Here is a 22,065-nt window from a genome sequence, read left to right on the forward strand (position 1 = left end):
ATGTCGGCGCGCCCAACCGTCATCCTGCACACCGACAAGCCGGCCGGCGCGCTTGCCGTGCTCGCCGAAACGCATCCGGACCTCGATGTCCATGCCTGCGACACCTATGCCGGTCTTCCCGCGCTGATCGAGCGGACCGCCGCGGAAGTGGTCTATTCGATCCGCTTCGACGGCACGCCGCGCTATCCGCGCCAGGCGCTCGTCGAGAGCCCGACGGTGAAATGGGTGTCGATCGGCGGCTCCGGCACCGACCATCTCGGGCGCTGGGATCCTGCGCATGTGACCGTCACGAACTCGGCCGGCGTCGCCGCCGGCATGCTGGCCGAATATGCGCTCGGCGCGATGCTCTCCTTCTCGCTCGACCTGCGCGGTTTCGAGCGTCGGCAGCTGACCCGCCAATGGGGCGGCGGCCACGTTGAGCCGATCGAGGGCAAGACCGTCCTTATCCTCGGCCTTGGCAAGACCGGCGAGGCCGTCGCGCGCCGCGCGCAGGCAATGGGTATGCGCGCGCTCGGCATCCGCGCGCGACCGAAAGCCATGCCGGCGCTCGACGAGGTGCACGGTCCAGATGGGCTGCTGGCATTGATGGGCCGCGCCGATTTCATCGTCTGCTGCGTGCCATTGCTGCCCACAACGCGCGGCCTGCTTGGCGAGGCCGCCTTTGCCGCCATGAAGCCTTCCGCCGTCCTGATCGACATTTCGCGCGGCGGCGTCGTCGAGGAAGCCGCACTGCTCGGCGCGCTCGACAACAAGCAGATCAAGGGCGCGGCGCTCGATGTTTTCGCCACCGAGCCGTTGCCGGCCGAGCATCCGCTCTGGGCCTACGACAACGTCGCCGTCACGCCGCATTGCGCGGCGGTCTATGACGGCTGGGACATCAAATCGGTGCGCATGTTCGCCGACAATCTGGCGCGCTACCGCAAAGGCGAGCCGCTGGAGAACGCGGTCAATCCGGAGCGCGGGTACTGAAGCCGGAAGGGAACAAACTTATGTCACAGGACAGGCGTGGCGGCGGTCGCCGATCGAAACTCGGGCGCAGCGGTGGTGGCATCGCGCAACTGCCTTGGCAGAGCGTGAAAAACCCCTACCCGCCCATGCAGCTTCTCGACGAGGAGCGTATGGAACAGCTGCACAAGACCTCGATGCGCATCCTGTCGGAGCTCGGCATCCGCGTCATGAGCGAGAAGGTGATGGACCTGTTCGCCGCTGCCGGCGCCATCGTCGATCGCGAGGAAAAGACCATCAGGATCGATGAATGCCTGGTGACCGAGGCCCTGCGCAACGCGCCGTCGTCCTTCACGCTGACCAGCCGCAACCCGGAAAAGCAGGTCCATCTCGGCGACAATTCGCTGGTTTTCGGGCTGGTCGCCGGCCCGCCCAACGTGCATGACCGCATCAATGGCCGCCGCCAGGGCAGTCTTCCCGACTACCAGAACTTCATCCGGCTGGCGCACCACTTCAACGCCATCCACATCATCGGCAACCAGGTGGTGGCGCCGATGGAACTGCCGGCCAATGCGCGTCATCTCGACACCTACCACGCCAATCTGACGCTCAGCGATCTCTCCTTCCATTGCACCGCGATCGGCCGCGCCAGGGCGATGGACGGCATCAACATGATGGCGATCGCCCGCGGCATCGGCGTCGAGGAGATGCGCGCCTCGCCGGGCGTGACGACGATCATCTCGATCAACTCGCCGCGCCTATTCGACGATGCGATGGCGGAAGGGCTGATCGCCATGGCCGAGCACGGCCAGCCGGTGACCGTCACGCCCTTCACTCTGATGGGCGCGATGACGCCGGTGACGTTGGCCGCGGCACTCTGCCAGCAGAACGCCGAAGCGCTGTTCGGCGTCGTGCTGACGCAGCTCGTCAATCCCGGCACGCCGGTGATGTACGGCGCCTTCACCTCCAATGTCGACATGAAGTCGGGCGCGCCGGCTTTCGGCACGCCGGAGAACGCCAAAGCCAACATCATCGCCGGGCAGTTGGCGCGGCGCTATAACCTGCCCTACCGCACCTCCAACGCGAACGCTTCCAATGTCGTCGACCTGCAAGCCGCCTACGAGACCGAGATGGCCACATGGGGCGCGGTTCTCGGCGGCGCCAACCTGATCTACCACGCGGCCGGCTGGCTGGAGGGCGGGCTGACGGCGTCCTACGAGAAACTCGTGCTCGACGTCGAGATCCTGCAGAACATGATGGAGTTCCTGCGGCCGCTGCCATTCCAGGAGGACGATCTCGGCTTCGAGGCGATCAAGTCGGTGCCGGCCGGCGGCCATTTCTTCGGCGCCGAGCACACCATGTCGCGCTACACCACCGCCTTCTATCAGCCGATGCTGTCCAACTGGCAGAACCATGGCGCCTGGGAAGAAGCGGGCGGAAAGGATGCGCTGGAGCGGGCGACCGAGCTCTGGCAGCAGGCCCTGCACGACTACGAGGAACCGGCGATGGACCCCGCGATCCGCGAAGAGCTCGACGCCTATGTCGCGCGCCGCCGCGAGGAGATCGCCGCCAACCCGGAAAGCTAGGAAAGCCGCCCAATGCCCTATGATCTCCTCATCCGCCGCGCAACGCTGATTTCCGGAGACGGTTCTGACCGCTTCGAGGCGGATATCGCCGTCACGATGGGCCGGATCGCCGCCATCGGCCGGCTGGAAGACGCGCAGGGCATCGAGGAAATCGATGCAAAGGGCAAGGTGGTCGCACCCGGCTTCATCGACGTGCACACCCATGACGACGGCGCGCTGCTAACACCGCGCGGCATGGATCCGAAGATCAGCCAGGGCGTGACGACGGTGATCGCCGGCAATTGCGGCGTCAGCCTGGCGCCGCTGCTGCTCGACAGGACGCCGCCACCGCCCTTCACGCTGGTCGGCGGTCGCGAGAATTTCCGTTTCGACCGCTTTGCCGACTATGTCGCCGAGCTGAAACGCTGCGGCATCGCCACCAACGCGGCCCTGCTCGTCGGCCACACGACGTTACGCCAGCGCTGCATGCCGGTGACCGACCGCCCCGCCAACGAGGCCGAAACAGCGCTGATGCAGGAAGCCGTGGCTCAAGCCATGGCCGAAGGCGCTTTCGGCCTGAGCACCGGGCTGGACTATCCGCCGGCCGTCAATTCCTCGACCGAGGAAGTGAAGGCGCTCGCCGCGACGGCGGCCGGCCTTAGCGGCCCTTACGTCACCCATACCCGTAACTATTTCGAGACTATGGACGAGGCGATCGAGGAAGCCATCGACATTGCCGACCATGCCGGCGGCAAGCTGTTCATCTCACACCACCAGTGCACCGGCCGCGCCAATTTCGGCAAGAGCCGGCCCTCGCTGGAAAGGATCGACCAGGCGCGCGAGACGATGGACATCGGCATGGACGTCTATCCCTATGCCGCGAGCTCGACGGTGCTCCGGCTGGAGCGCTGCGACACCGGCTTGAAGATCCTCGTCACCTGGTCCGATCCGCATCCTGAGATGGCCAGGCGCGAGATTGCCGACATCGCCCGCGAATGGAACTGCACCGAGCGTGAGGCCGGTGAGCGTCTGCTGCCGGCAGGTGCTGTCTATTTCCAGCTCGACGAGGACGACGTCCGCAACATCATCGCGCATCCGCACACCATGATCGGCTCGGACGGCCTGCCGCACGACATCCATCCACATCCGCGTCTGTGGGGCACCTTTCCACGCGTGCTCGGGCACTACGCGCGTGACATCGGGCTATTCAGCCTGGAGGAGGCCGTGTTCCGCATGACCGGCCTGCCCGCGCGTGAATTCGGCATCCAAGAGCGCGGCATTCTGGCCGAAGGCAATTTCGCCGACCTCGTCATCTTCGATGCCAAGACGGTCATCGACACCGCCACCTTTGAGGAGCCGCGCCGACCCGCCGCCGGCATCGAACATGTCTTCGTCAACGGCATCTCGGTCTGGCGCGGCGGCATGGCGACCGGAGCGCTGCCCGGCGCGGTTCTCAAGCCTTTGGCTTCAAAAACGGTCGTCAGAGGCGCGTGCGGCTGCGGCGCCGATCACAGCGCCTCGTAAATCCGGTCGACGCTCTCCAGCGTGTAGGCGAATTCCACCGGCCGCGTGCAGCGCCAGCCATCGAAGGACTGGCCGGTCAGCGCCTTCAGGGCTTCGGGCAGATGCAATATACCGCCGCCATAGAGCCGGTTCGCCATGTCGAGCATGCCGGTGCGGTGCATCGCCTCCGTCATGCTGCCGCAGGCTTCCTTCACCAGCCACACGCGAAAGCCCTGGTAGACCGCATCGAACACGCTCTCGGTCACGCAGCTGTCGGTCAGCACGCCGGCGACGACAAGATTTTCGATGCCGAGCGCGGCGAGCCGTTGCGAAAGCTCGGTTCGCCGAAAGGCGCTCGGCCAGTGCTTGTGGATGACGATATCGCCCGGCTGCGCCGCTACCTCGGCGCAGATCGCGGCGCCGTCGCTGCCCGCGATCGCCGAGCGGAATTCCTCGGTCAGTATCTCTTCCTGCCGCGCATAGCCTTCACGCTCTTCCGGCTTGACCCACGCCTGCGCATGGATGACGGGCACGCCCGCCTTGCGCGCGGCCTCGATCAGCGCGGCAGCGTTGGCGAGCACGGCGTCGTAGCCGACGACCGGCCAGGCCGCTCCGGGACGGTATTCATTCTGCAGGTCGATGACGAGCAAGGCAGTCTTGGCGAGGTTCATGGCTGGTCCGGTGAGTTGTCGAAATCGGTGACGAAACGCAGGAGCAGCCGGATTGCCTGATCGAGGTCGGCGATCTCCATCGCTTCATGCGGGTTATGACTGCCGTTCTCATTGCGCACGAAGAGCATCGCGGTCGGAATGCCGGCGCCGGCGAATGTGGCTGCATCGTGCCCGGCCCCGCTCGGCACATGCGGGGCGCGGATTTGCAGTTCGGCGGCCGCACGGTCGAGCCTGCCGATCAGGTTCGGCGACATGGTCGCCGGTTCCCAGGTGAAGCGGGACCCGGGCTCGAAGGTGACGCCGCGCGTGGCGCCCACCTTGGCGAAAATGGTCTGGAGCCGATTTTCGATGCGATCCAGAACGGCTGCTTCGGCGCTGCGGACATCCAGCGTGAAGCCAAGCTCGCCAAGCACACGGCTGCCGCCATGCTGTGTCGGATCGGACTGCACGCGGCCAAAGGTGATCGTCGCCTCGTGGCCGTCGCGTTCGAGCGCGTCCCACTCTGCCTCAAGGCCCGCAACCAGATCGGCAAAGCCCAGCACGCTGTCATGGCGGGCGAAGCGCGGCTCGGCGCCGGAATGGGCATAGGCGCCAAGACATTTCGCGTCGACATAGCGGAAGCCGCCGGCGATACCCGTAACGATGCCGACCGGCGCTCCGGCGGCGACCAGGCGCGGCCCCTGCTCGATATGCAGCTCGACGAAGGCAGCGATCCGGCCTGCATCGATGCCTGGCACGCCGCGTCGCACCGCGTCGGGGTCGAAACCCTCCTCGCGCATATGCTCGGCCAGCATACGGCCGCTATCGGAACGCCTGGCTTCGAGCGCCTGCGGATCGAGCAGGCCAAGCGCCGCCTGGCTGCCGGGATAGGAGAGCGGAAACCAGACCGCTTCCTCGGCGCGAGTCGCCAGCACGATGAGATCGCGCGCCAAGCGGATATTTTGCCCGACCAGTTCGGCCATTGCCGCGAGCCCGGCCACGACGCCGGCGGCGCCATCGAAATTGCCGCCATGCGCCACGCTGTCGAGATGCGAGCCGATGAAGATCGCCGGCAAATCCGGGTCACGGCCTTTCAGCGTCAGATAGAGGTTGCCGGCAGCGTCGACGCGCGCGACAGCGCCGAGCTTTTCCGCCTCCTTGCGCACGAGATCATGGGCGAAGCGCTCGCCGGCTCCGTAGGCGACGCGCGTGATTCCCGGCGCGTCCGTCGTAGCTTCGGCCAGCGCGTCCAGGATGCGTCCCGCCAGTTTGCCACCGGCTGTCAGTGCGGCCTTGCTCATGAACCAACCAGTCGAGCTTCGTCCTCGGTGCCGCGCAGCCGGTGCGGCGTCAGATCGTCCAAAGAAACGCCTTGCCTGGCGACATCGTCGGGCAGCCCGCCGTCGGCGATCAGGCTGGCGCAGACACGCGACAACGCCGGCGAGGTCTTGATGCCGTAGCCGCCCTGCCCGACCAGCCAGACGAAATCCGGCAACTCGTCGTCCGGACCGACCACCGGCGAGCCGTCGGCGACGAACGTTCTCAAACCCGCCCAGGAGCGCGACACGCGTTGCACCTCGATCGTCGTTGCCCGTTCGAGACGCTCGGCGCCGACCGCGACATCGATGTCTTCCGCAAAGGCGTCGATCGGCGCCGACGGTGTCGCATCGGCCGGCGAGACGAAGAGCTGCCCGGCATCCGGCTTGAAATAGAATTCCGCGCCGACATCGTTGACCAGCGGCCAGTCGCTAATGTCGAGACCGGCCGGCGCTGGAATGTTGAAGGCGGTGCGACGTTTCGGCTGCAGGCCGACCGGACGCACTCCGGCCATCGCCGCGATCTCATCGCCCCAGGCGCCGGCCGCATTGACGATCAACGGTGCAAGGAATGTTCCCGCTTCCGTCTCGACCCGCCATTGCCCGCCCTGCCTGCCGATGGCTCGCACGCCGGCCTTGGTGAGGATGCGGGCGCCGCGCGCGCGCGCTCCGCGCAAGAACCCCTGGTGCAGGCCATTGACGTCGATATCCATCGAATGCGGTTCGATGTAGGCGCCGGCCAGATAGTCCTCGCGAAGCACCGGCACGCGCGCGATCGCTTCGGCCGGCGTCATCGCCACAATCGATGGCACCAGCGCCTGCGCCGCCTCCAGATCCTCGCGCAGCAGATCAAGCTGATCAGCGCGCGCCACGGTGATCATGCCGCGCTTGCTGAGCAGCGGATAATCGCAAAAACCTGTCGGCGGCTCGGTGAGAAACGCCCGGCTTGCCAGCACGATGCGGCGGATGACGCCATTGCCGTAGTTCTCGGTGAAGCTTGCGGCCGAACGTCCCGTGGTGTGGTAGCCGCAATGGCTCTCGCGCTCGAGCAGCACGACTTTCGAAGTGCGTGAAATCTCGAAGGCAGCACCGGCCCCGGCCATGCCGCCGCCGATGACGATCACGTCGGTCTGCTCGCTCATGGTTGCCCATCCTTTGAAACTGTTTCGCGTGCCACCGCAGGCGGCTCGCCCAGGCGGCCGCGCCGGGCTCGATCGCGGGCGCCACGTCCCTCGGCCAGATTCTCGCCCGCTGAATTCTGCGACGCGCATTCGCGCAAGGCGAGACCGGTGACGAAAGGCACCGGCTTGCCGGCGATCTCCATACCCTTCAGCCGCGCCCAGACCGCGCGGCGTTTGCGCACCTGATGCGACTGCAATTCGCTGATCTCGGCGATCCCGCTCTCGCGCTTGATCTCCAGCGCGCCGGCTTCGACCGCGGCGTCGAAAAGCTCCAGCCCGCGCTTGGTGCGCACGATGATACCGTTGAGCGGCTCATCCTCGACGGCCGGTCCGCCATTCAGCCAGGAATCCGATACCGCGATATCCGCCACCTGGCCGATCGCGTCGGGGCAGATCTTGCAGCGCGGCTGGATCATCCATTTGTCCTCGTCTTCCCAGAGCTGCCGGTAGCTGATCTCGAAGGCGCGGCCGTCTCGAGTTTCGATGCGGTTGAGTCCCGGATTGCCATGGCCCCGGTAGCGGAAGAGAGCAAGCTCGTCCTCGCCGAGGCCAAAACGCTGCAGCACCTGTTCCGACTTGGTCAGCTCCGAGGCGCCGCCGCAGACGAAGGCGAGCGCATAGCGCATATGCTCGTCGACGCGCGGATCGAGCCGCGCCAGATTGCGCACGGCGGTGATGTCGCAGGGCTTGGCGATCAGCGCGAAAGGCTCGCCGCGGTCGAGAATGTCGTTGAAATCCACCAGGGTCGCCGCCGGCCCATAGCGCGAGCCGGCGCCTTCGAGCACCGAGGCGGCGTCGAAGCTCAGCTTGCGTTCCGTGCGCATCGGCATGGATTGCGATGCCGCGACATGCAGCACGAACTTGACCCGTCCCGAACTGAGCAGGAATTGGCCGAGCGCCGTCAGCGTCCCGCCGCCGGAGCCAATAAACCGAACCTTGGGGTCGCCCGCGCGGCCAAGCGCCAGCCGCTCGACAGGCCCCCAGACAGGGTCCGACAGCTTTGCCTCATGCAGTTGCGCCTGTATCGGACCGGCGATCCGGGTTCCCGGACACACGGCGTTGATCTTCGCCAATGTCGACTTGTCCAATTCCTGCAACGCCACGGGCCGCTCGCGCCCCTCCGGCGTCATCACCATGTCGATGTGGCCCGCCCCTGCGATCGAACGGCAGAGGCCGCAGCCGATGCAAAGGCCGTTCTCGACGATCTCGCCGAGCGTCAGCGGCTCGACCGACGGCGGCATCGAGGCCTGGTTGTGACTGGTTTCGACGAGGCCCATCGCGGCCTCAGACCGGTTCCGAGATGCGCTTGTATTGATCGGGGCGGCGATAGAGCGCGAAGTTGAAATTCACCTTCCGGCAGACCTCGATCAGATCGAGATCGGCGCGATGGACGATGACTTCGTCGTCGAGCGACATCGCCAATGCCGCGATCTCGCCGGTCGGCGCGATGATGCAGGAGCCGCCGATCAGCGCCTGCCCATCTTCCAGGCCCGCCTTTGCCGCGGCAGCGACCCAGAGCGTGTTCTGGTAGGCACCGGCCTGCATCGGCAGATGGTTGTGGAACATTCTCAGATGCGCCAGCGCCGGCGCTTCGTCGAGCAAAAGCGGCGTGTTGTACCCGAGCAACGCCACCTCGGCGCCGTTGAGGCAGAGCATGCGATAGGTTTCCGGCCAGCGGCGATCGTTGCAGATGGCAAGCCCGACGCGCACGCCGCGATAGTCGAAGACCGGAAAGCCGAGATTGCCCGGTTCGAAGTAACGGCGTTCGAGATGCGTGGTCGTGCCCGCCGCCGGCTCGCTGGAGCCCGGCACATGCATCTTGCGGTAACGGCCGATGAAGGCGCCGTCCGGCCCGACCAGATCCATTGTGTTGAAACGGCGCGTGCGGCCCTCTTCCTGCGCAAGCTCGCAATAGCCTAGCGCGAAGCCGACCTTCAGCCGCGCCGCCGCATCATAGAGCCGTTGCGTTTCCCGCCCCGGCATCGAGGCTTCGAAGAAGGCATCGATCTCGGCCTGGTCGTCGATGCGCCAGCGCGGGAAGAAAGTGGTGAGCGCCATTTCTGGAAACACCGCGATCTCGGCGCCGGCGGAAGCAGCCTTCTCCAGGAGATGCACCAGGCGCCCGACCGTTTCGGCGCGCGTGGCGGTGCGCTGGATCGGTCCGGTCTGGCAAACGGCGATGGTCAGGCATCGAGCCATGGTGTCCAATCCTCGACTGGTTTTCTGAGATGCGCCGGATCGGCGGCGGTGCGTGCCACAAAACGCCCGAAGCCCGGCTCCGCCTGCAGCTTGCCCTCGGCGACCACCGGCACGCCGCGCACCAGGACGGTGCTTGGCTTGCCGGTGACAACCCTGCCCTCGTAGGGCGTGAAGTCGACGCGCGAATGCAGCGCCCTGTGCCCGAGCGTCCAGCGCGCCGTCGGATCCCACAGCGCCAGGTCCGCGTCGAGCCCGACGGCGACACTGCCCTTGCGGTCGGCGAAGCCGTAGATCGAGGCCGCATTGCGCGAAGTGAGGTCGAGATAGCGCTCGAGCGTCAGGCGACCGGTGAGCAGCCCTTCCGAAAACAGCAGCGGCAGACGTGTCTCGATGCCGGGAATGCCGCTCAGCGTCGTGGTGAAACCGGGTGTCTCGGAGCGGCCGATCTTGTCGGCGAAATAATATGGCGAATGATCGGACGACCAGAGGTCGATGCCGCCATTGATCAGCTCTTGCCACAGATGCTCATGGCTGCGCGGCGAGCGCGGCGGCGGCGAGAAGACGAAGCGCGCCGCATCGATTGCCGAGCGATCGAGATCGGCCGCGCCGAGAAAGAGATATTGCGGACAGGTCTCGGCGATAGCGTCGACGCCGCGCATCTTTGCCCGCGCCACCTCCTCGGCCGACTGCCAGGACGAGACATGCACGATGGTCATGCGCGCGCCGGTCATCTCGGCGAAGGCCAGCGCGCGATGCGTCGCCTCGCGCTCCATCGTCTCGCTGTGGGCAACGACGTGATAGCGGATGTCGATGCGGCCGAGATCGATCAGCCGCTGGCGCGTGCGCCGGATCGCGGCGTCGTTCTCGGCATGGACCATGACGATCCAGCCCAACCGCCTTGCCGTATCGAGAACCTTGAAGAAGAGGTCGTCGTCAACGGCGAAACCCTGATAGGTCATGAACAGCTTGACCGAGGCGATGCCGCGCTGGGCGAGCGCGCCAAGCTGAGCCTCGACATCCGCGCCGGTGCCCATGGTGACCACGGCATGCAGCCCGTAGTCGATCACCGTGCGTCCCGCCGCGCGCTCCAGCGCGCGGTCCATGGCGCCGACGGTCGTCATATCCTGCCCGGGCATGCCGAACGGGACTATGCAGGTCGTGCCGCCAAAAGCGGCGGAGATCGTACCGGAATAGAAATCGTCGGCATTGCCGGCTCCACCCCAGGCCGGCTGGTCGAGATGGCAATGCGCGTCGATGCCGCCGGGCATCACCCAGCGGCCGCCGGCATCGATCGCCTTCTCGCCGGAAAGGGCCTTGCCGATGGAGGCGATGCGGCCATCGTCGATACCGACGTCGCACTCGGCCCAGCCGTCGTCGAGCGCCACGCGCCCGCCCTTGATCACCAGCTCATGCATTGGCGTACCCTCGCCGGCCGGCTCAGCCGACGGCCGCCGTCACCATGATCTCGACACGATACTGGTCGCCGGCAAGCCGCGCTTCCACCGTGGCGCGCACCGGCATGGCGCTCCTGTCGATCCAGGCGTCCCAGGCCGTGTTCATCATCTCGAAATCGGCGATGTCCCTGAGCCATATCTGCGCGCTGAGCAGCTTCGACTTGTCGCTGCCGGCCTTGGTGAGAAGCGCGTCGATCTTGGCAAGGATCTGCTTGGTCTGGCTGGTGGTGTCGCCCGAAAGATCGTCCGCGGTCAGCCCGGCCACATAGACGGTGCCGTTATAGCGGAGCACCCGGCAGAAGCGCTGTCCGTTTTCCAGGCGTTCGATCGTCATGATGTTCCCTTCCGCTGGTTTCCAGATTTGGTTTTGCCTATGGTAAGGAGGGTGCAAAACCGCTGTAAAGCCCACAGCGCGCCGAGACGCTGCTTTCCCTCGCCGGCATGGCCAAAAAAATTTTAGCCATAGCCGCGCCAATCTTCGTTTGTGGCAATCGCCACAAAGTGTAGCTTCTGCTCGGGCTGCCGTCGGTCAACGGTGCCGCCAGGGAGCCGCCGCAGCCGCATTCATGAGGTCGATCGCTCAATCCGCGATGAGGCTTTGGCAAAATGCAGAGCGCTCCCGCGCCATGCTGCCGATCATGGTCGGCATCTGCCTCGCTTGCATCGGCAGCGCCATGCTGACCACCGCCGTCTCGCTGCATCTTGGCAAGCCCGGCATTTCTCCCCAGGTCGTGCAGATCGTCTTGACGGCCTATCCCGTGGGCTTTCTCATCGGATGCCTGGTGACCCGCCCGGCCGTCGCCCAATACGGCCATGAGCGAACCTTCGTCGCCATCGTCGTCGTCGCGCTGCTGGCGGCTTCCGGTTTCGTCTTCACCGACTTCCTGCCGAGTTGGATCTGCTTTCGCCTGCTCGGCGGCCTCGCGATGGCATCGCTTTTCGTCGTCTGCGAAAGCTGGATCAACCTCTATGCCGAGCACCACAATCGCGGCGCGATGTTTTCGATCTATATGCTGACAACGGCAATCGCCGTGTTGCTCGGGCAGGTTCTGGTCGCGATGGTCGGCCCGCAATCGCCGCATCTGTTCCCGGTGGCGGCGGCGACAGTGCTGCTGGCGCTGATCTCCAAATTCGCCGGTGGCCGCTGGCCCGCGCTGCCTGCCACCGATCCGGAGCACGCAAGTTCGGCAAGGCCCGTCAAGCGCCTCGGCCCGCTGGCGCTTTTCCGGCTGGCGCCGGTGACGGTCGTGGCGATCTTCCAGGGCGGCATCACCAATATGAACATCTTTGTGCTGACGCCGATCTACGGCACGCAGATCGGGCTGTCGGCGGCAACGACCGTCGGGCTGGTCACGACAATCAGCATCGCCGGCATGCTGGCGCAGACGCCCGTCGGCTGGCTGTCCGACAGGTTTGAGCGCAGGATCATACTGCTTGTCCAGGGCATCCTGTCGGTCACGCTCTGCGCCGCGATCGCCTGGCTCGGTAACTTTTCGGTCCCGTTGCTCTTCGTGCTGTTCTTCCTCTATGGCTGCACGGCGCTTACCGTTTATCCCGTGGCGATGGCGTTCGGCGCTTCGCAATTGCACAGCCGGCACATGGTCGGCGCCTCCGGCACGCTGCTCCTCCTCTATTCGATCGGCAATGTCGCGACGCCGGGCATTTCGGCCGGCCTGATGGAGCATATGGGCGCGCCGGCCATGTTCCTGCTTCTGGGCGGCGGCGCCGTGCTGGTGACGATAGCTGCTTGCTACAATCTCCTGCGCCGGCCGGTCGTCGCGCCGGCGATGCAAGCGGTAGAGGAGCGGGCCTGATGGCGGATGCAGCAACGAACCGCCTCGAAGGCAGCGTCATCCTGATCGCCGGCGCTGCGAGCGGCATCGGCGCGGCAATCGCCCGCCGCTGCATTGCCGAAGGCGCGAAGGTCATCTGTGCCGATTACAGCCTCGGGCCGGCCACCGAGCTTGCTCACGCACTGGGGCCTGCCGCCGTCGCTTGCCAATGCGACGTGACGGATATCGAGTCCGCGGAGGCGGCGGTCGCATTCGCCCGCCAAAAATTCGGGCGGCTCGACGGATTGGTGCACAATGCCGCAGCACCCTCGACCAGCGCCACCGTCGTCGATCTCGACGAAAGCGCCTGGCGGCGCGAGATCGATGTCGGCTTGACCGGCGCCTTCCTGATGAGCAAGTTCGCCGTGCCGCTGATCGCGGCAAGCGGCGGCGGTTCGGTCGTCTTTATCGGCTCGCAATTCGGGCGCGTCGCCACCACCAGGGCCGTCGCCTATTGCGCGGCCAAGGCCGGAGTGATTCACCTCGCCAAGGCGATGGCCGTGGACCACGCGCCCGACAAAATCCGCGTCAACAGCCTGTCGCCCGGCGCAGTGGCGACGACGCGGCTGCTGCGCCGGTTCGCCGATTTCGAGGCGGCCAATGTCGGCCTTGGTCCTGCCCATCTGCTCGGCCGTATCGCCGAGCCCGACGAGATCGCCGCGGCGGCGGCTTTCCTGCTTTCCTCCGACGCATCCTTCGTCACCGGATCCGACATGCTCGTGGACGGCGGGTATGCGACGCGCTGAGGCAGCAACCTTTCCAAAGGAGTTTCCATGACCTTGCTCGTCACCGGCGGCACCGGCTTTGTCATGAGCGTGGTCGCGCGCGCATGGCTGGACCGCGATCCCAACGCCCGTGCCGTTATCCTCGACCGGTCGGGCCTCGACGCGGCGGCCGAGAAGCACTTCGCTCCGGTGCGCGACCGACTGACGGTGATTTCCGCCGATATCCTCGACCCGCAAGCCTGGTCCGAGACGCTCGACAGGCAAGGCATCACGGCAATCGTCCATGGCGCGACGATCACGCCGATCTCGCGCGGCAGCGCCTCGGAGGCAAAGCGCCAGCCGGAGGCCCAAGACCCCGCCCGCATCGTTGAGGTCAATCTCATGGGCACCGTGCGCATGCTGGACTGGGCGCGCGAGAGGCCGGATGTGAAACGCTTCGTCTATGTCAGCTCCGGTTCAGTCTATCGCCACAACGGACCCGACTGGGGCGGCGAGCCGCTGCCGGAAGACGGCTATGTCGCGCCGCTGACGCTCTACGGCATTTCGAAATTCGCCTCCGAGATGGTCACCAACCGCTATGCCGACCTGTTCAACCTCTCGGCGGTCTCGGTGCGGCTCGCTTCCGTCTACGGCCCGATGGACCGCGCCACCGAGAGCCGCAACTTCCGCCATGTCCCCAACCGCGTCGCGCATATGGCTTTGGCCGGCGAGACGATCAGGCCGAACAGCCTGGAGCCCGTCGGCGACTATGTCGCCTCGACCGACGTTGCCGCCGCGGTCCTCGCGCTGATCGACGCGCCCCGCCTCAACTACCGCCACTACAACATCGGCTCCGGGTCCAGCCAGACCATCGGCGAGATCATCGGCTGGGCAAGGGAACGCGTGCCGGGACTGAAGGCCGAGGTGACGCCTGGAGACGACGCCAACATCGTCCAGGATGTGAGGCTGAAAGGCGGCATGTGGGGCGCCTATGACATCGCCCGCATCATGCGCGACACAGCATGGCGGCCGCGTCCCGGCAAGGAAGCGTTCCACGACTATATGGACTGGATTGCCGCCAACGAGAGCTAGAACAATTCCAGGAAAAGTGTGAGCGGTTCCGTTCGGAATTGCGCAGAAACAACGACAGGGAGAACGCAAGATGCCGATCGATTTCCAGCAGCCGCGCGATTTCGTCGGCTACGGTCCGCACCCGCCCTTCGTCGTCTGGCCGGGCGGCGTCAAGCTCGCCGTCAACCTCGTGCTCAACTACGAGGAGGGCTCGGAATATTCGTGGCTCGAAGATGGCCGCAACGACAATTGGGGCGAATACAATCTCAGCGGCAGCATGCCGGTGCGCGATCTCGGCACCGAGACGCATTTCGAATATGGCAGCCGCGCCGGCGTCTGGCGCCTGGCCAGGCTGTTCGATCGCTACGACATTCCAGTCACCTTTTCCGCCTGCGCCGTGGCGCTGGAGCGCAACCCGCCTTTGGTCGAATGGATGAAGAACCGCCGGCATGACCTGATGGGCCACGGCCTGCGCTGGATCGACTACACGACCATGGAGCGCGGCGAGGAAGAGCGCCATCTGCACGAGGCGATCGCGCTTTACGAAAAGCTGCTGGGAAAGCGGCCCCTGGGCTGGAACTGCCGCTCGCTGCCCAGTGTCAACACACGCGACCTGCTGGTCGAGGAAGGCGGCTTCCTCTACCACTCCGATCCCTGCAATGACGACCTGCCCTATTTCCTCGATCACCGGGGCACCGAGATCCTGGTGGTCCCCTACTCCAAGACGCTCAACGACAGCCGCTATCTGGTGGCTCCGGGCTACAGCAATCCGCGCGACTTCGCCGAGGACTGCCGCGCCGCCATCGACTATATGCTCTCCGAAGCCGACGAGACCGGCGGCCGCATGCTGACCATCGGCATCCACGCCCGTTGGACGGGTCAGCCGAATCGCGCCTCGGGCCTGCGCGAGGTCATCGAGCATGTCCAGAAATCCGACGGCGCCGCCTTCACGCGCCGCGAGGACATTGCCCGCTTCTGGCACGCGAACCATACGCGCTTCGAGCAACGCGGCTGAGGGCATGTTCGAAACCTTGATCCGCGGTGGAACGGTGGTGAACGCCGATGGCCTCGGCCGGCGCGATATAGGCATCGCCGCGGGCAAGGTCGCCGCACTCATCGCGCCCGGCGAAGCCGCGGAAGCCAGCACGCTCATCGACGCCTCAGGTTGCTTCCTGCTACCGGGCCTTGTCGATACGCATGCGCATCTGCGCGACCCGGGCCTGACCCACAAGGAGGATTTCTCCTCCGGAACGCATGCGGCGGCGCTCGGCGGCGTGACCACGGTGCTCGACATGCCGACCGACGAGCCATGGACGGCCACGTCCGATCAACTCGCCGAGAAGATGGCGGTCGCCGAAGGCTGCATCCATGTCGATGTCGGCCTGCAGGCCGTGGTCAGCCGCGACCTGTCGCTCGTCCCTCGCCTGCTCGACCTCGCACCGGTCTCCTTCGAACTGTTCACCGCCGACGTGCCGGACGCCTTCCTTTTTGCCTCGCTCGACAATGTCGCTGAGGCGCTGAAGGCTTTCGCCGGCGCCGACACGCTGATCGGCATTTCGCCCGGCGATCAATCGATCCTGACTGGCAGGAGCGAGCGCAATCGCTTCAGCAGCATCGCCGCCTTCCTGGACAGCCGGCCGCCGCTCGCCGAAGCCAATGGCATCGCCCGCGCCCTTGTCACCGCCGCCTCCGCGGAGGCGAGGATCCATGTCCGCCAGATCAATTCCGAGCTCGGTGTCGAGACCTGGAGCCGGCTCCGCGGCATGGCCGACGCCAGCGTCGAGACCACGCCGCAGAACCTGTTCTTCACGGCGCAGGACTACGAGGCGCAGGGCGCCAACCTGAAAGCCTCGCCGCCCTTGCGCTCGCCGCACGACGCCGACGCGCTGCGCGCCGCTCTCAGCGCGGGACTGATCGACGTCGTCGCCACCGATCATGCCCCGCACGCGCCGGCCGAGAAGGCAGCGGCTTATGCGGCTTTCGCCGAAATTCCGGGCGGCATGCCGGGGCTGCAGACATTGCTTCCAACCATGCTGAGGTTGGTCGACGAAGGGCTCATCGCCCTGCCCGATCTGGTGCGCATGTGCGCTAGCAGTCCAGCCGAGCGCTTCGGCCTCGGCCGGCGCAAGGGCCGCATTGCCACCGGATACGACGCCGATCTGCTGATCCTCGATCCGCGCCAATCCAGCACCATCGCCAATGCCGATCAGGTGTCGCGGGCGGGCTACACGCCCTTTGACGGCTGGACCGTGAAAGCGCGCTTGACCAGTGTCTTCCTGCGCGGCCGCGAGATCGTGCGCGAAGGCCTGCTGGTCGGCCGGGCGCGGGGAAAGATCGTCACTCGGGAGAGTTGAACACCATGGCCTTGCTCGCAGGTAAAACCGCCATCGTCACCGGAGCGAGCTCCGGCATCGGCCGCGCCATCGCGCTGAAATTCGCGGCGGAAGGCGCCAACGTCGTCGTCGCCGACACGGCGGAGCAGCCGATCGAGGGCGGCCAAGGCACCGTCGACATGGTCCGTTCGGCCGGCGGCACAGCCATCTTCCTCAAGACCGACATCTCTGACTGGAGCGCCGTCGACGCGCTGGTCGGCGTGACGGTCGCGCAATTCGGGCGGCTCGACGTGATGGTCAACAATGCCGCGATCTACACCAGCACCAACCTGATCGAGACCACGCCGGAACAGTGGAACCGCGTCATCGGCGTCAACCTGACCGGTTTCTTCTACTGCAACAAATGCGCGGTCATGCAGATGCTGACCCAGGCGCCGGTTAACGAGGTGCGCGGCCGCATCATCAACATCTCCTCGCAGCACGGCATGGTCGCCTGCCCCGGCGACCTGCCCTATTCGGTGAGCAAGGGCGGCATCGTGCAGATGACCCGGCAGATCGCCGTCGACCATGCCGACGACCTGATCGTCTGCAACGCGATTGCTCCCGGCAAGATCATCACCGGCAAGCCGGGCGTCGCCAACGATCCCGACGCGCTCGACTATTCGCGCCGCCGCACGCCCTGGCCACGGCTCGGGCATCCGAACGACGTGGCGGGCGCGGCGCTCTTTCTCGCCAGCGATATGGCGAGCTATGTCACCGGCATAAACCTGATGGTGGACGGCGGCTGGATGGCGGGCTGACGCTGCCAGCCGGGCCACGGCCGGCATCCGAGGGCAGGAACCTTTGCGGAGACCGCCCGTTGACCCTGCTGCGAGGGGGCCAACGATATCTGGGACCCGTTGCCTTGGACGCAAAAACTGAAAGAAAAGAGCGCGAAACCGCTCCCGCCGAGGAAACGCGGGGTCAGCCCCGGTCCGATCGGCAGCAACGTCCGCCGGACGACGAAAAGCGCATGGATAACGAGCGCGACGGCGAGCGAGCGCAAGACACGCAGTCGAATGACAGTCCGTCGGACGACAACAAATCCGGCCTCATCAGACGCCATCCCTACATAGCGGCGATCGTCGCCATCCTTGTTCTGTTGGTCATCGCGGCCGTGGTCATCTGGTGGATCAACGCGCGTCAGTACGAATGGACCGACGACGCTTTCATCGACGCCCGCACCGTGACGATCGGCGCGGAAATTGCCGGGCGCATCACCGATGTTGCCGTCACAGACAACCAGCCGGTCGAGGCCGGCGCCGTGCTTCTGCGCATCGACGACAGCGATTATCAGGCTTCGCTCAAACAAGCGGAAGCCGGCGTGGTGGCGGCGCAGGCCGAGATCGCCAACGTCCAGGCCCAGACCCAGGCGCAGAACGCCAAGATCGATGCCGCTGAGAAACAGGTCGCCCAGGCGCAGGCAGCGCTCGAATTCGCCAAATCCGAGGACCAGCGCAACCGCGAGCTACTCGCCAAGGGCACGGCGACGCAACAGCAGGCACAGCAGGCCGCTTCGACCTTACGCCAGGACCAGGCAGCGCTGGACACGGCCAACGCCAATGCCGAGGCGGCGAAAAGCCAGGTTGCGGTATTGCAAGCACAAGGCAAGAGCGCCGAGGCCAAGCTTCGGCAGGCCGAGGCCACCGAGGATCAGGCCAAGACCACCCTCACCCGCACGACGATCACGGCGCCCGTGGCGGGCCATGCCACCAACATCACGGCGGCGAAAGGCACCTATGCGCAGCCCGGCCAGGTGCTGATGATGTTCGTGCCCAACGACGTCTGGGTGAAGGCCAATTTCAAGGAGACGCAGCTCGATCTGATGCGGCCCGGCCAGCCCGTCGATATCGCCATCGACGCCTATCCGGAAAAGACTTTCCACGGCCATGTCGACAGCGTCCAGGCCGGCAGCGGCACGGCATTCAGCCTGCTCCCGGCCGAAAACGCCACCGGCAATTTCGTCAAGGTGGTGCAGCGTGTGCCGGTCAAGATCGTGTTCGACCAGCCGCCCGGCGTCTATCTCGGCCCCGGCATGTCGGTGGTGCCGACGGTCAAGGTACGATGAGCGATGCCGCAGCAGCCCAGGGTAACGAAAGCCGGTCGGCGGCCGGCGGGCGCAACCCCTGGCTGATCGCGATCGTCGTCTCGATCGCGACCTTCATGCTGGTGCTCGACACCTCGATCGCCAATGTCGCGCTGCGCAACATCGCCGGCAGCCTCGCCGCCGGCATGGACGAGAGCACATGGGTGATCACCACCTATCTCGTCGCCAACTCCGTCATCATCCCCGTCAGCGGCTGGCTCACCAGCGTCATCGGCCGCAAGCGCTACTACATGATCTGCGTGGCGACCTTCACGCTGGCGTCGCTGCTTTGCGGGCTGGCCCCCAATCTCCCGACACTGATCGCCTTCCGCATCCTGCAGGGGCTCGGCGGCGGCGGCATGGCGCCGAGCGAGCAATCGATCCTCGCCGACACTTTCCCGCCTGAGAAACGCTCTCAGGCCTTTGCGCTCTACGGCATCGCGGTGATCGTCGCCCCGACGGTGGGGCCGACCATCGGCGGTTGGCTGACCGACAATTTCTCCTGGCACTGGATCTTCTTCATCAACGTGCCCTTCGGCGTCATGTCGCTGGCGCTCGTGCAATGGCTGGTGATCGAGCCCGACATTCTCGAGCGCGAGCGCCGCGAGCGGTTGAGCAAGGGGCTGAAGGTTGACTGGATCGGCTTCATCCTGGTGGCGATGGCGCTCGGTTGCCTCGAAGTCTTTCTCGACGAGGGCCAGCGCAACGACTGGTTCGCCTCGGCCTTCATCACCGCCTTCGCCGTGATCTCGGCTGTGTCGTTCCTGCTGCTTGTTCCCTGGGAATGGACAAGGCGCGATCCGATCGTCGACATCCGTCTGCTTTTCAGCCGGCAGTTCGGCATGTCGTTCCTGGTCATGATGGCGGTTGGCGCCGTGCTCTTCAGCACCACGCAGCTTTTGCCGCAGCTGCAGCAGACCACCTTCGACTATACCGCCACCCTTTCCGGCCTGTCGATGATGCCGGGCGGCATCGCCATGCTGATGCTGATGCCGATCTCGGGCTTTGCCGCCGGTGTCGTGCAGCCGCGCTATCTCATCATGATGGGCATGTCGGTGGTCGCGGTCGCGCTCTGGCACATGACCTCGCTGACGCCCGACGTCAGCTTCGGTTTCTTCGCCTATGCCCGCGTCTACATGATGATCGGCCTGCCATTCCTGTTCATTCCGATCTCCACCGCCGCCTATGTCGGCCTGCCGCCGCAGAAGACTGACCAGGCATCCTCGCTGATCAATGTCGCCCGCAACATCGGCGGCAGCATCGGCGTATCGCTGTCCAACACGGTCATCGCCCAGGACGCCCAGTTGCATCAGTCGGTGCTGGTCGGCCACACGGCGCAGTCGAGCGAGGCCTATCAGCAGACTCTCCGCCAGGTGACGGACCATTTCGTCGCCGAGGGCTCGCCGCTGGTCGAAGCCAGGCAGCAGGCCGTCGGCTGGATCGGACAGGAAATCGGTCGCCAGGCTTCGCTGCTCGCCTATGTCGACGTCTTCTTCTATTGCGCGATAGCGACGGCGCTGCTCGTGCCGCTCGCTTTGCTGCTCCGGGCGCCGAAGCCCGGGCCTGCCAAACAGCAGGACAGCCCCGCCGCGTGACAGAGCCGCTTGGAGTGTTCACCGCAACACGATGGCGTGCTCACTAAGCGCCACTCCCGGTAACGACAAAGTGTCCACCCCGCGCTACGGCTCGGCACGGTAGAGCCTCAGTCCGATGCTAGCCGCCGCTTGGGGGGAGCTCAAAACAATGGAGATCGCAATGAAAGTAGCAGCTCGTCTTCTTGCCTCTTTCGCTCTCGCGGGATTTGTCACCACCGGAGCCATGGCGGCGACGTCGACAACGACAACCACGCCCGCCGCCACCACGACAACGACCATGGCGCCAACCACGAAGAAACCGAAAACCGCCATGACGCCCGAAAAGACCGCGATCTCAAAGCAATGCTCGACGCTCGCGGATCAAAAAGGTCTCCACGGCAAGGATCGCGAGAAGTTCCGCTCGGCCTGCAAGAAGAACGGCGGCAAGGCACCGAGCTGATCCGCCGGATCACCTTCCCGGCGCGCCCCTGATTTCCATCGCACAGCGAAACAGCCGGCCGAACGGCTGAGGCGATGATACAGTGGCGAGGCCCCGGCATGTCCGGGGCCTTTCACGTCTTCCAGAGCAGCTTAGACCGCAGCGTCCGAAATCTGACGTGCAAAAGGATGCTTGCGCGTCAATTTCCGTCGGGCGATGGTGCGGCAACTTTGGAGGGGACCATGCGCAACATCACGATATCGGCGCTGCTGGCGATAGCCACCGTCCATGCGACCGCGGCCAACGCGTTGGACAGCAGCAATACGCCGGTCGTCGTGACGCCGCTGGCGTCGAAGACCACGACCGCTTCCGGACAGCCGATCACGCTGCCGCAGAAGAACGTCGAGGTTCAGGTCTCGTCCTACCAGATCGCGCCGGGGGCGACCTTGCCTATGCACAAGCACCCCTTCCCGCGCTACGCATATGTCGAGCAAGGCACGCTCAAGGTCACCAATGTCGAGACCGGCGCTGCCAACACCTACAAGACAGGCGACTTCATCGTCGAGATGATCGGCCAATGGCACCAGGCCACCAATACCGGTGTCGATCCGGTGAAGCTTCTGGTGATCGACCAGATCGAGCAAGGCGCCAAGAACACGATCCTGAAACAGTAGCCGGCGAAGCGCCGGCTTCGAAGCGGGCACCCTCCTCTCGCCTCACCCCCAGGCGCCTACCGGTTGCCGCGTGGTGGCGTTCAGCCGGTTGAACGCATTGATCAGCGCGATCTGGATCACCAGGGCGGCGAGCGCCTTGTCGTCATAGTGGCGCGCGGCCTCGTTCCAGACCTCGTCCGGCACCGCGTCGGAACGATCGGCCAGGCGCGTCGCGGCTTCCGTCAGCGCTAGCGCCGCACGTTCTGCTTCGTTGAAGTACGGCGTCTCCCGCCATGCCGACACCGCGAAAATCCGCTCGTCCTTCTCGCCGGCCTTCTTCAGCTCACGCGCATGCATGTCGACGCAGACGGCGCAGGCGTTGATCTGGCTGGCGCGCAGATGAACGAGCTTGCGCGTCACATAAGGCACGTCGCCGGCTTCGGTCGATTTGTCGAGCGCCAGCAGCGCCTGCAGCGCGCCGGGAATGAGCATAACCGGGTTCTTCAATCTTGCTTCCATCG

The 22,065-nt window shown here is 65.6% G+C and carries 21 protein-coding genes; 13 read left to right on the forward strand and 8 right to left on the reverse strand.

Annotated features, from left to right (window positions below; translation table 11 throughout):
- From FJ957_RS09740 to FJ957_RS09750, 3 genes are read left to right on the forward strand one after another with little or no spacing between them, the layout of a single operon-like run.
- Window positions 1-969, forward strand: a complete 969-nt coding sequence (locus FJ957_RS09740; protein ID WP_140830771.1) for a D-2-hydroxyacid dehydrogenase — start codon at window positions 1-3, stop codon at window positions 967-969.
- Window positions 970-989: 20 nt separating this feature from the next.
- The gene (locus FJ957_RS09745) at window positions 990-2,531 is read left to right on the forward strand and encodes a trimethylamine methyltransferase family protein (protein ID WP_140830772.1); all 1,542 of its coding nucleotides are present in this window, start codon (window positions 990-992) and stop codon (window positions 2,529-2,531) included.
- A 12-nt stretch (window positions 2,532-2,543) separates the two neighbouring features.
- Window positions 2,544-4,034: a D-aminoacylase gene (locus tag FJ957_RS09750; protein ID WP_140830774.1), complete on the forward strand. Its 1,491-nt coding sequence runs from the start codon at window positions 2,544-2,546 to the stop codon at window positions 4,032-4,034.
- On the opposite strand, the gene FJ957_RS09755 is transcribed toward FJ957_RS09750, so the two are convergent.
- From FJ957_RS09755 to FJ957_RS09785, 7 genes are read right to left on the reverse strand one after another with little or no spacing between them, the layout of a single operon-like run.
- On the reverse strand, window positions 4,019-4,684 hold the full coding sequence (locus FJ957_RS09755; RefSeq protein ID WP_140830776.1) for an isochorismatase family cysteine hydrolase: 666 nt from the start codon (window positions 4,682-4,684) through the stop codon (window positions 4,019-4,021). The two genes, FJ957_RS09750 and FJ957_RS09755, sit on opposite strands and share 16 nt — an antisense overlap.
- On the reverse strand, window positions 4,681-5,964 hold the full coding sequence (locus FJ957_RS09760) for a Zn-dependent hydrolase (RefSeq protein ID WP_140830777.1): 1,284 nt from the start codon (window positions 5,962-5,964) through the stop codon (window positions 4,681-4,683). Before FJ957_RS09760 ends, FJ957_RS09755 begins: the two co-directional genes overlap by 4 nt.
- The gene (locus FJ957_RS09765; RefSeq protein ID WP_140830779.1) at window positions 5,961-7,121 is read right to left on the reverse strand and encodes an FAD-binding oxidoreductase; all 1,161 of its coding nucleotides are present in this window, start codon (window positions 7,119-7,121) and stop codon (window positions 5,961-5,963) included. Before FJ957_RS09765 ends, FJ957_RS09760 begins: the two co-directional genes overlap by 4 nt.
- On the reverse strand, window positions 7,118-8,437 hold the full coding sequence (locus FJ957_RS09770; RefSeq protein WP_140830781.1) for a Coenzyme F420 hydrogenase/dehydrogenase, beta subunit C-terminal domain: 1,320 nt from the start codon (window positions 8,435-8,437) through the stop codon (window positions 7,118-7,120). Before FJ957_RS09770 ends, FJ957_RS09765 begins: the two co-directional genes overlap by 4 nt.
- Window positions 8,438-8,444: 7 nt before the next feature.
- Window positions 8,445-9,359 carry a nitrilase-related carbon-nitrogen hydrolase gene (locus FJ957_RS09775; RefSeq protein ID WP_140830782.1) on the reverse strand — a complete coding sequence of 305 codons (915 nt, stop codon included), beginning with the start codon at window positions 9,357-9,359 and terminating at the stop codon, window positions 8,445-8,447.
- Window positions 9,344-10,774: a dihydropyrimidinase gene (gene hydA / locus FJ957_RS09780; RefSeq protein ID WP_140830784.1), complete on the reverse strand. Its 1,431-nt coding sequence runs from the start codon at window positions 10,772-10,774 to the stop codon at window positions 9,344-9,346. The genes FJ957_RS09775 and hydA overlap by 16 nt, the downstream gene beginning before the upstream one ends.
- Window positions 10,775-10,796: 22 nt before the next feature.
- Window positions 10,797-11,147, reverse strand: a complete 351-nt coding sequence (locus FJ957_RS09785) for a RidA family protein (RefSeq protein ID WP_140830786.1) — start codon at window positions 11,145-11,147, stop codon at window positions 10,797-10,799.
- A 292-nt stretch (window positions 11,148-11,439) separates the two neighbouring features.
- Here FJ957_RS09785 and FJ957_RS09790 point away from each other — a divergent pair, with 292 nt between their 5' ends.
- The 10 genes from FJ957_RS09790 to FJ957_RS09835 all read left to right on the forward strand — a co-directional run bounded on the left by FJ957_RS09790 (window position 11,440) and on the right by FJ957_RS09835 (window position 21,565).
- Window positions 11,440-12,627: an MFS transporter gene (locus tag FJ957_RS09790; protein WP_246674087.1), complete on the forward strand. Its 1,188-nt coding sequence runs from the start codon at window positions 11,440-11,442 to the stop codon at window positions 12,625-12,627.
- Complete coding sequence (locus tag FJ957_RS09795; protein WP_140830789.1) at window positions 12,627-13,391, forward strand: SDR family oxidoreductase; 765 nt, start codon at window positions 12,627-12,629, stop codon at window positions 13,389-13,391. Before FJ957_RS09790 ends, FJ957_RS09795 begins: the two co-directional genes overlap by 1 nt.
- A gap of 27 nt (window positions 13,392-13,418) precedes the next feature.
- Window positions 13,419-14,441, forward strand: a complete 1,023-nt coding sequence (locus FJ957_RS09800) for an NAD(P)-dependent oxidoreductase (RefSeq protein WP_140830791.1) — start codon at window positions 13,419-13,421, stop codon at window positions 14,439-14,441.
- Between the two features lie 70 nt (window positions 14,442-14,511).
- Window positions 14,512-15,435, forward strand: a complete 924-nt coding sequence (locus FJ957_RS09805; RefSeq protein WP_140830793.1) for an allantoinase PuuE — start codon at window positions 14,512-14,514, stop codon at window positions 15,433-15,435.
- Window positions 15,436-15,439: 4 nt separating this feature from the next.
- Window positions 15,440-16,774, forward strand: coding sequence for a dihydroorotase family protein (locus FJ957_RS09810; RefSeq protein WP_140830794.1), 1,335 nt, complete (start codon window positions 15,440-15,442; stop codon window positions 16,772-16,774).
- Between the two features lie 5 nt (window positions 16,775-16,779).
- On the forward strand, window positions 16,780-17,553 hold the full coding sequence (locus tag FJ957_RS09815) for a glucose 1-dehydrogenase (RefSeq protein ID WP_140830796.1): 774 nt from the start codon (window positions 16,780-16,782) through the stop codon (window positions 17,551-17,553).
- 212 nt (window positions 17,554-17,765) lie between these two features.
- Complete coding sequence (locus FJ957_RS09820) at window positions 17,766-18,860, forward strand: HlyD family secretion protein (protein ID WP_140830798.1); 1,095 nt, start codon at window positions 17,766-17,768, stop codon at window positions 18,858-18,860.
- The gene (locus FJ957_RS09825) at window positions 18,857-20,473 is read left to right on the forward strand and encodes a DHA2 family efflux MFS transporter permease subunit (RefSeq protein WP_140830799.1); all 1,617 of its coding nucleotides are present in this window, start codon (window positions 18,857-18,859) and stop codon (window positions 20,471-20,473) included. The genes FJ957_RS09820 and FJ957_RS09825 overlap by 4 nt, the downstream gene beginning before the upstream one ends.
- 148 nt (window positions 20,474-20,621) lie before the next feature.
- Complete coding sequence (locus tag FJ957_RS09830; RefSeq protein WP_246685796.1) at window positions 20,622-20,912, forward strand: hypothetical protein; 291 nt, start codon at window positions 20,622-20,624, stop codon at window positions 20,910-20,912.
- Window positions 20,913-21,133: 221 nt separating this feature from the next.
- Window positions 21,134-21,565 (forward strand): cupin domain-containing protein, encoded by a 432-nt coding sequence (locus FJ957_RS09835; RefSeq protein ID WP_140830801.1) that lies wholly within the window; start codon window positions 21,134-21,136, stop codon window positions 21,563-21,565.
- A gap of 42 nt (window positions 21,566-21,607) precedes the next feature.
- On the opposite strand, the gene FJ957_RS09840 is transcribed toward FJ957_RS09835, so the two are convergent.
- Window positions 21,608-22,063 carry a carboxymuconolactone decarboxylase family protein gene (locus FJ957_RS09840; protein ID WP_140830803.1) on the reverse strand — a complete coding sequence of 152 codons (456 nt, stop codon included), beginning with the start codon at window positions 22,061-22,063 and terminating at the stop codon, window positions 21,608-21,610.
- Window positions 22,064-22,065: the final 2 nt, after the last annotated feature.

Source organism: Mesorhizobium sp. B2-4-6 (assembly GCF_006442775.1).
Taxonomy (GTDB): Bacteria; Pseudomonadota; Alphaproteobacteria; order Rhizobiales; family Rhizobiaceae; genus Mesorhizobium.

Excerpts from the sequence above, each read along its gene's own strand:
- FJ957_RS09805 (WP_140830793.1), top strand. The coding sequence starts at position 14,512 with ATGCCGATCGATTTCCAGCAGCCGCGCGATTTCGTCGGCTACGGTCCG.
- FJ957_RS09830 (WP_246685796.1), top strand. The coding sequence starts at position 20,622 with ATGGAGATCGCAATGAAAGTAGCAGCTCGTCTTCTTGCCTCTTTCGCT.
- FJ957_RS09785 (WP_140830786.1), bottom strand. The coding sequence starts at position 11,147 with ATGACGATCGAACGCCTGGAAAACGGACAGCGCTTCTGCCGGGTGCTC.
- FJ957_RS09790 (WP_246674087.1), top strand. The coding sequence starts at position 11,440 with ATGCTGCCGATCATGGTCGGCATCTGCCTCGCTTGCATCGGCAGCGCC.
- FJ957_RS09820 (WP_140830798.1), top strand. The coding sequence starts at position 17,766 with ATGGATAACGAGCGCGACGGCGAGCGAGCGCAAGACACGCAGTCGAAT.
- FJ957_RS09840 (WP_140830803.1), bottom strand. The coding sequence starts at position 22,063 with ATGGAAGCAAGATTGAAGAACCCGGTTATGCTCATTCCCGGCGCGCTG.
- FJ957_RS09825 (WP_140830799.1), top strand. The coding sequence starts at position 18,857 with ATGAGCGATGCCGCAGCAGCCCAGGGTAACGAAAGCCGGTCGGCGGCC.
- FJ957_RS09765 (WP_140830779.1), bottom strand. The coding sequence starts at position 7,121 with ATGAGCGAGCAGACCGACGTGATCGTCATCGGCGGCGGCATGGCCGGG.
- FJ957_RS09760 (WP_140830777.1), bottom strand. The coding sequence starts at position 5,964 with ATGAGCAAGGCCGCACTGACAGCCGGTGGCAAACTGGCGGGACGCATC.
- FJ957_RS09750 (WP_140830774.1), top strand. The coding sequence starts at position 2,544 with ATGCCCTATGATCTCCTCATCCGCCGCGCAACGCTGATTTCCGGAGAC.
- FJ957_RS09740 (WP_140830771.1), top strand. The coding sequence starts at position 1 with ATGTCGGCGCGCCCAACCGTCATCCTGCACACCGACAAGCCGGCCGGC.
- FJ957_RS09745 (WP_140830772.1), top strand. The coding sequence starts at position 990 with ATGTCACAGGACAGGCGTGGCGGCGGTCGCCGATCGAAACTCGGGCGC.
- FJ957_RS09835 (WP_140830801.1), top strand. The coding sequence starts at position 21,134 with ATGCGCAACATCACGATATCGGCGCTGCTGGCGATAGCCACCGTCCAT.
- hydA (WP_140830784.1), bottom strand. The coding sequence starts at position 10,774 with ATGCATGAGCTGGTGATCAAGGGCGGGCGCGTGGCGCTCGACGACGGC.
- FJ957_RS09815 (WP_140830796.1), top strand. The coding sequence starts at position 16,780 with ATGGCCTTGCTCGCAGGTAAAACCGCCATCGTCACCGGAGCGAGCTCC.
- FJ957_RS09795 (WP_140830789.1), top strand. The coding sequence starts at position 12,627 with ATGGCGGATGCAGCAACGAACCGCCTCGAAGGCAGCGTCATCCTGATC.
- FJ957_RS09775 (WP_140830782.1), bottom strand. The coding sequence starts at position 9,359 with ATGGCTCGATGCCTGACCATCGCCGTTTGCCAGACCGGACCGATCCAG.
- FJ957_RS09810 (WP_140830794.1), top strand. The coding sequence starts at position 15,440 with ATGTTCGAAACCTTGATCCGCGGTGGAACGGTGGTGAACGCCGATGGC.
- FJ957_RS09770 (WP_140830781.1), bottom strand. The coding sequence starts at position 8,437 with ATGGGCCTCGTCGAAACCAGTCACAACCAGGCCTCGATGCCGCCGTCG.
- FJ957_RS09755 (WP_140830776.1), bottom strand. The coding sequence starts at position 4,684 with ATGAACCTCGCCAAGACTGCCTTGCTCGTCATCGACCTGCAGAATGAA.
- FJ957_RS09800 (WP_140830791.1), top strand. The coding sequence starts at position 13,419 with ATGACCTTGCTCGTCACCGGCGGCACCGGCTTTGTCATGAGCGTGGTC.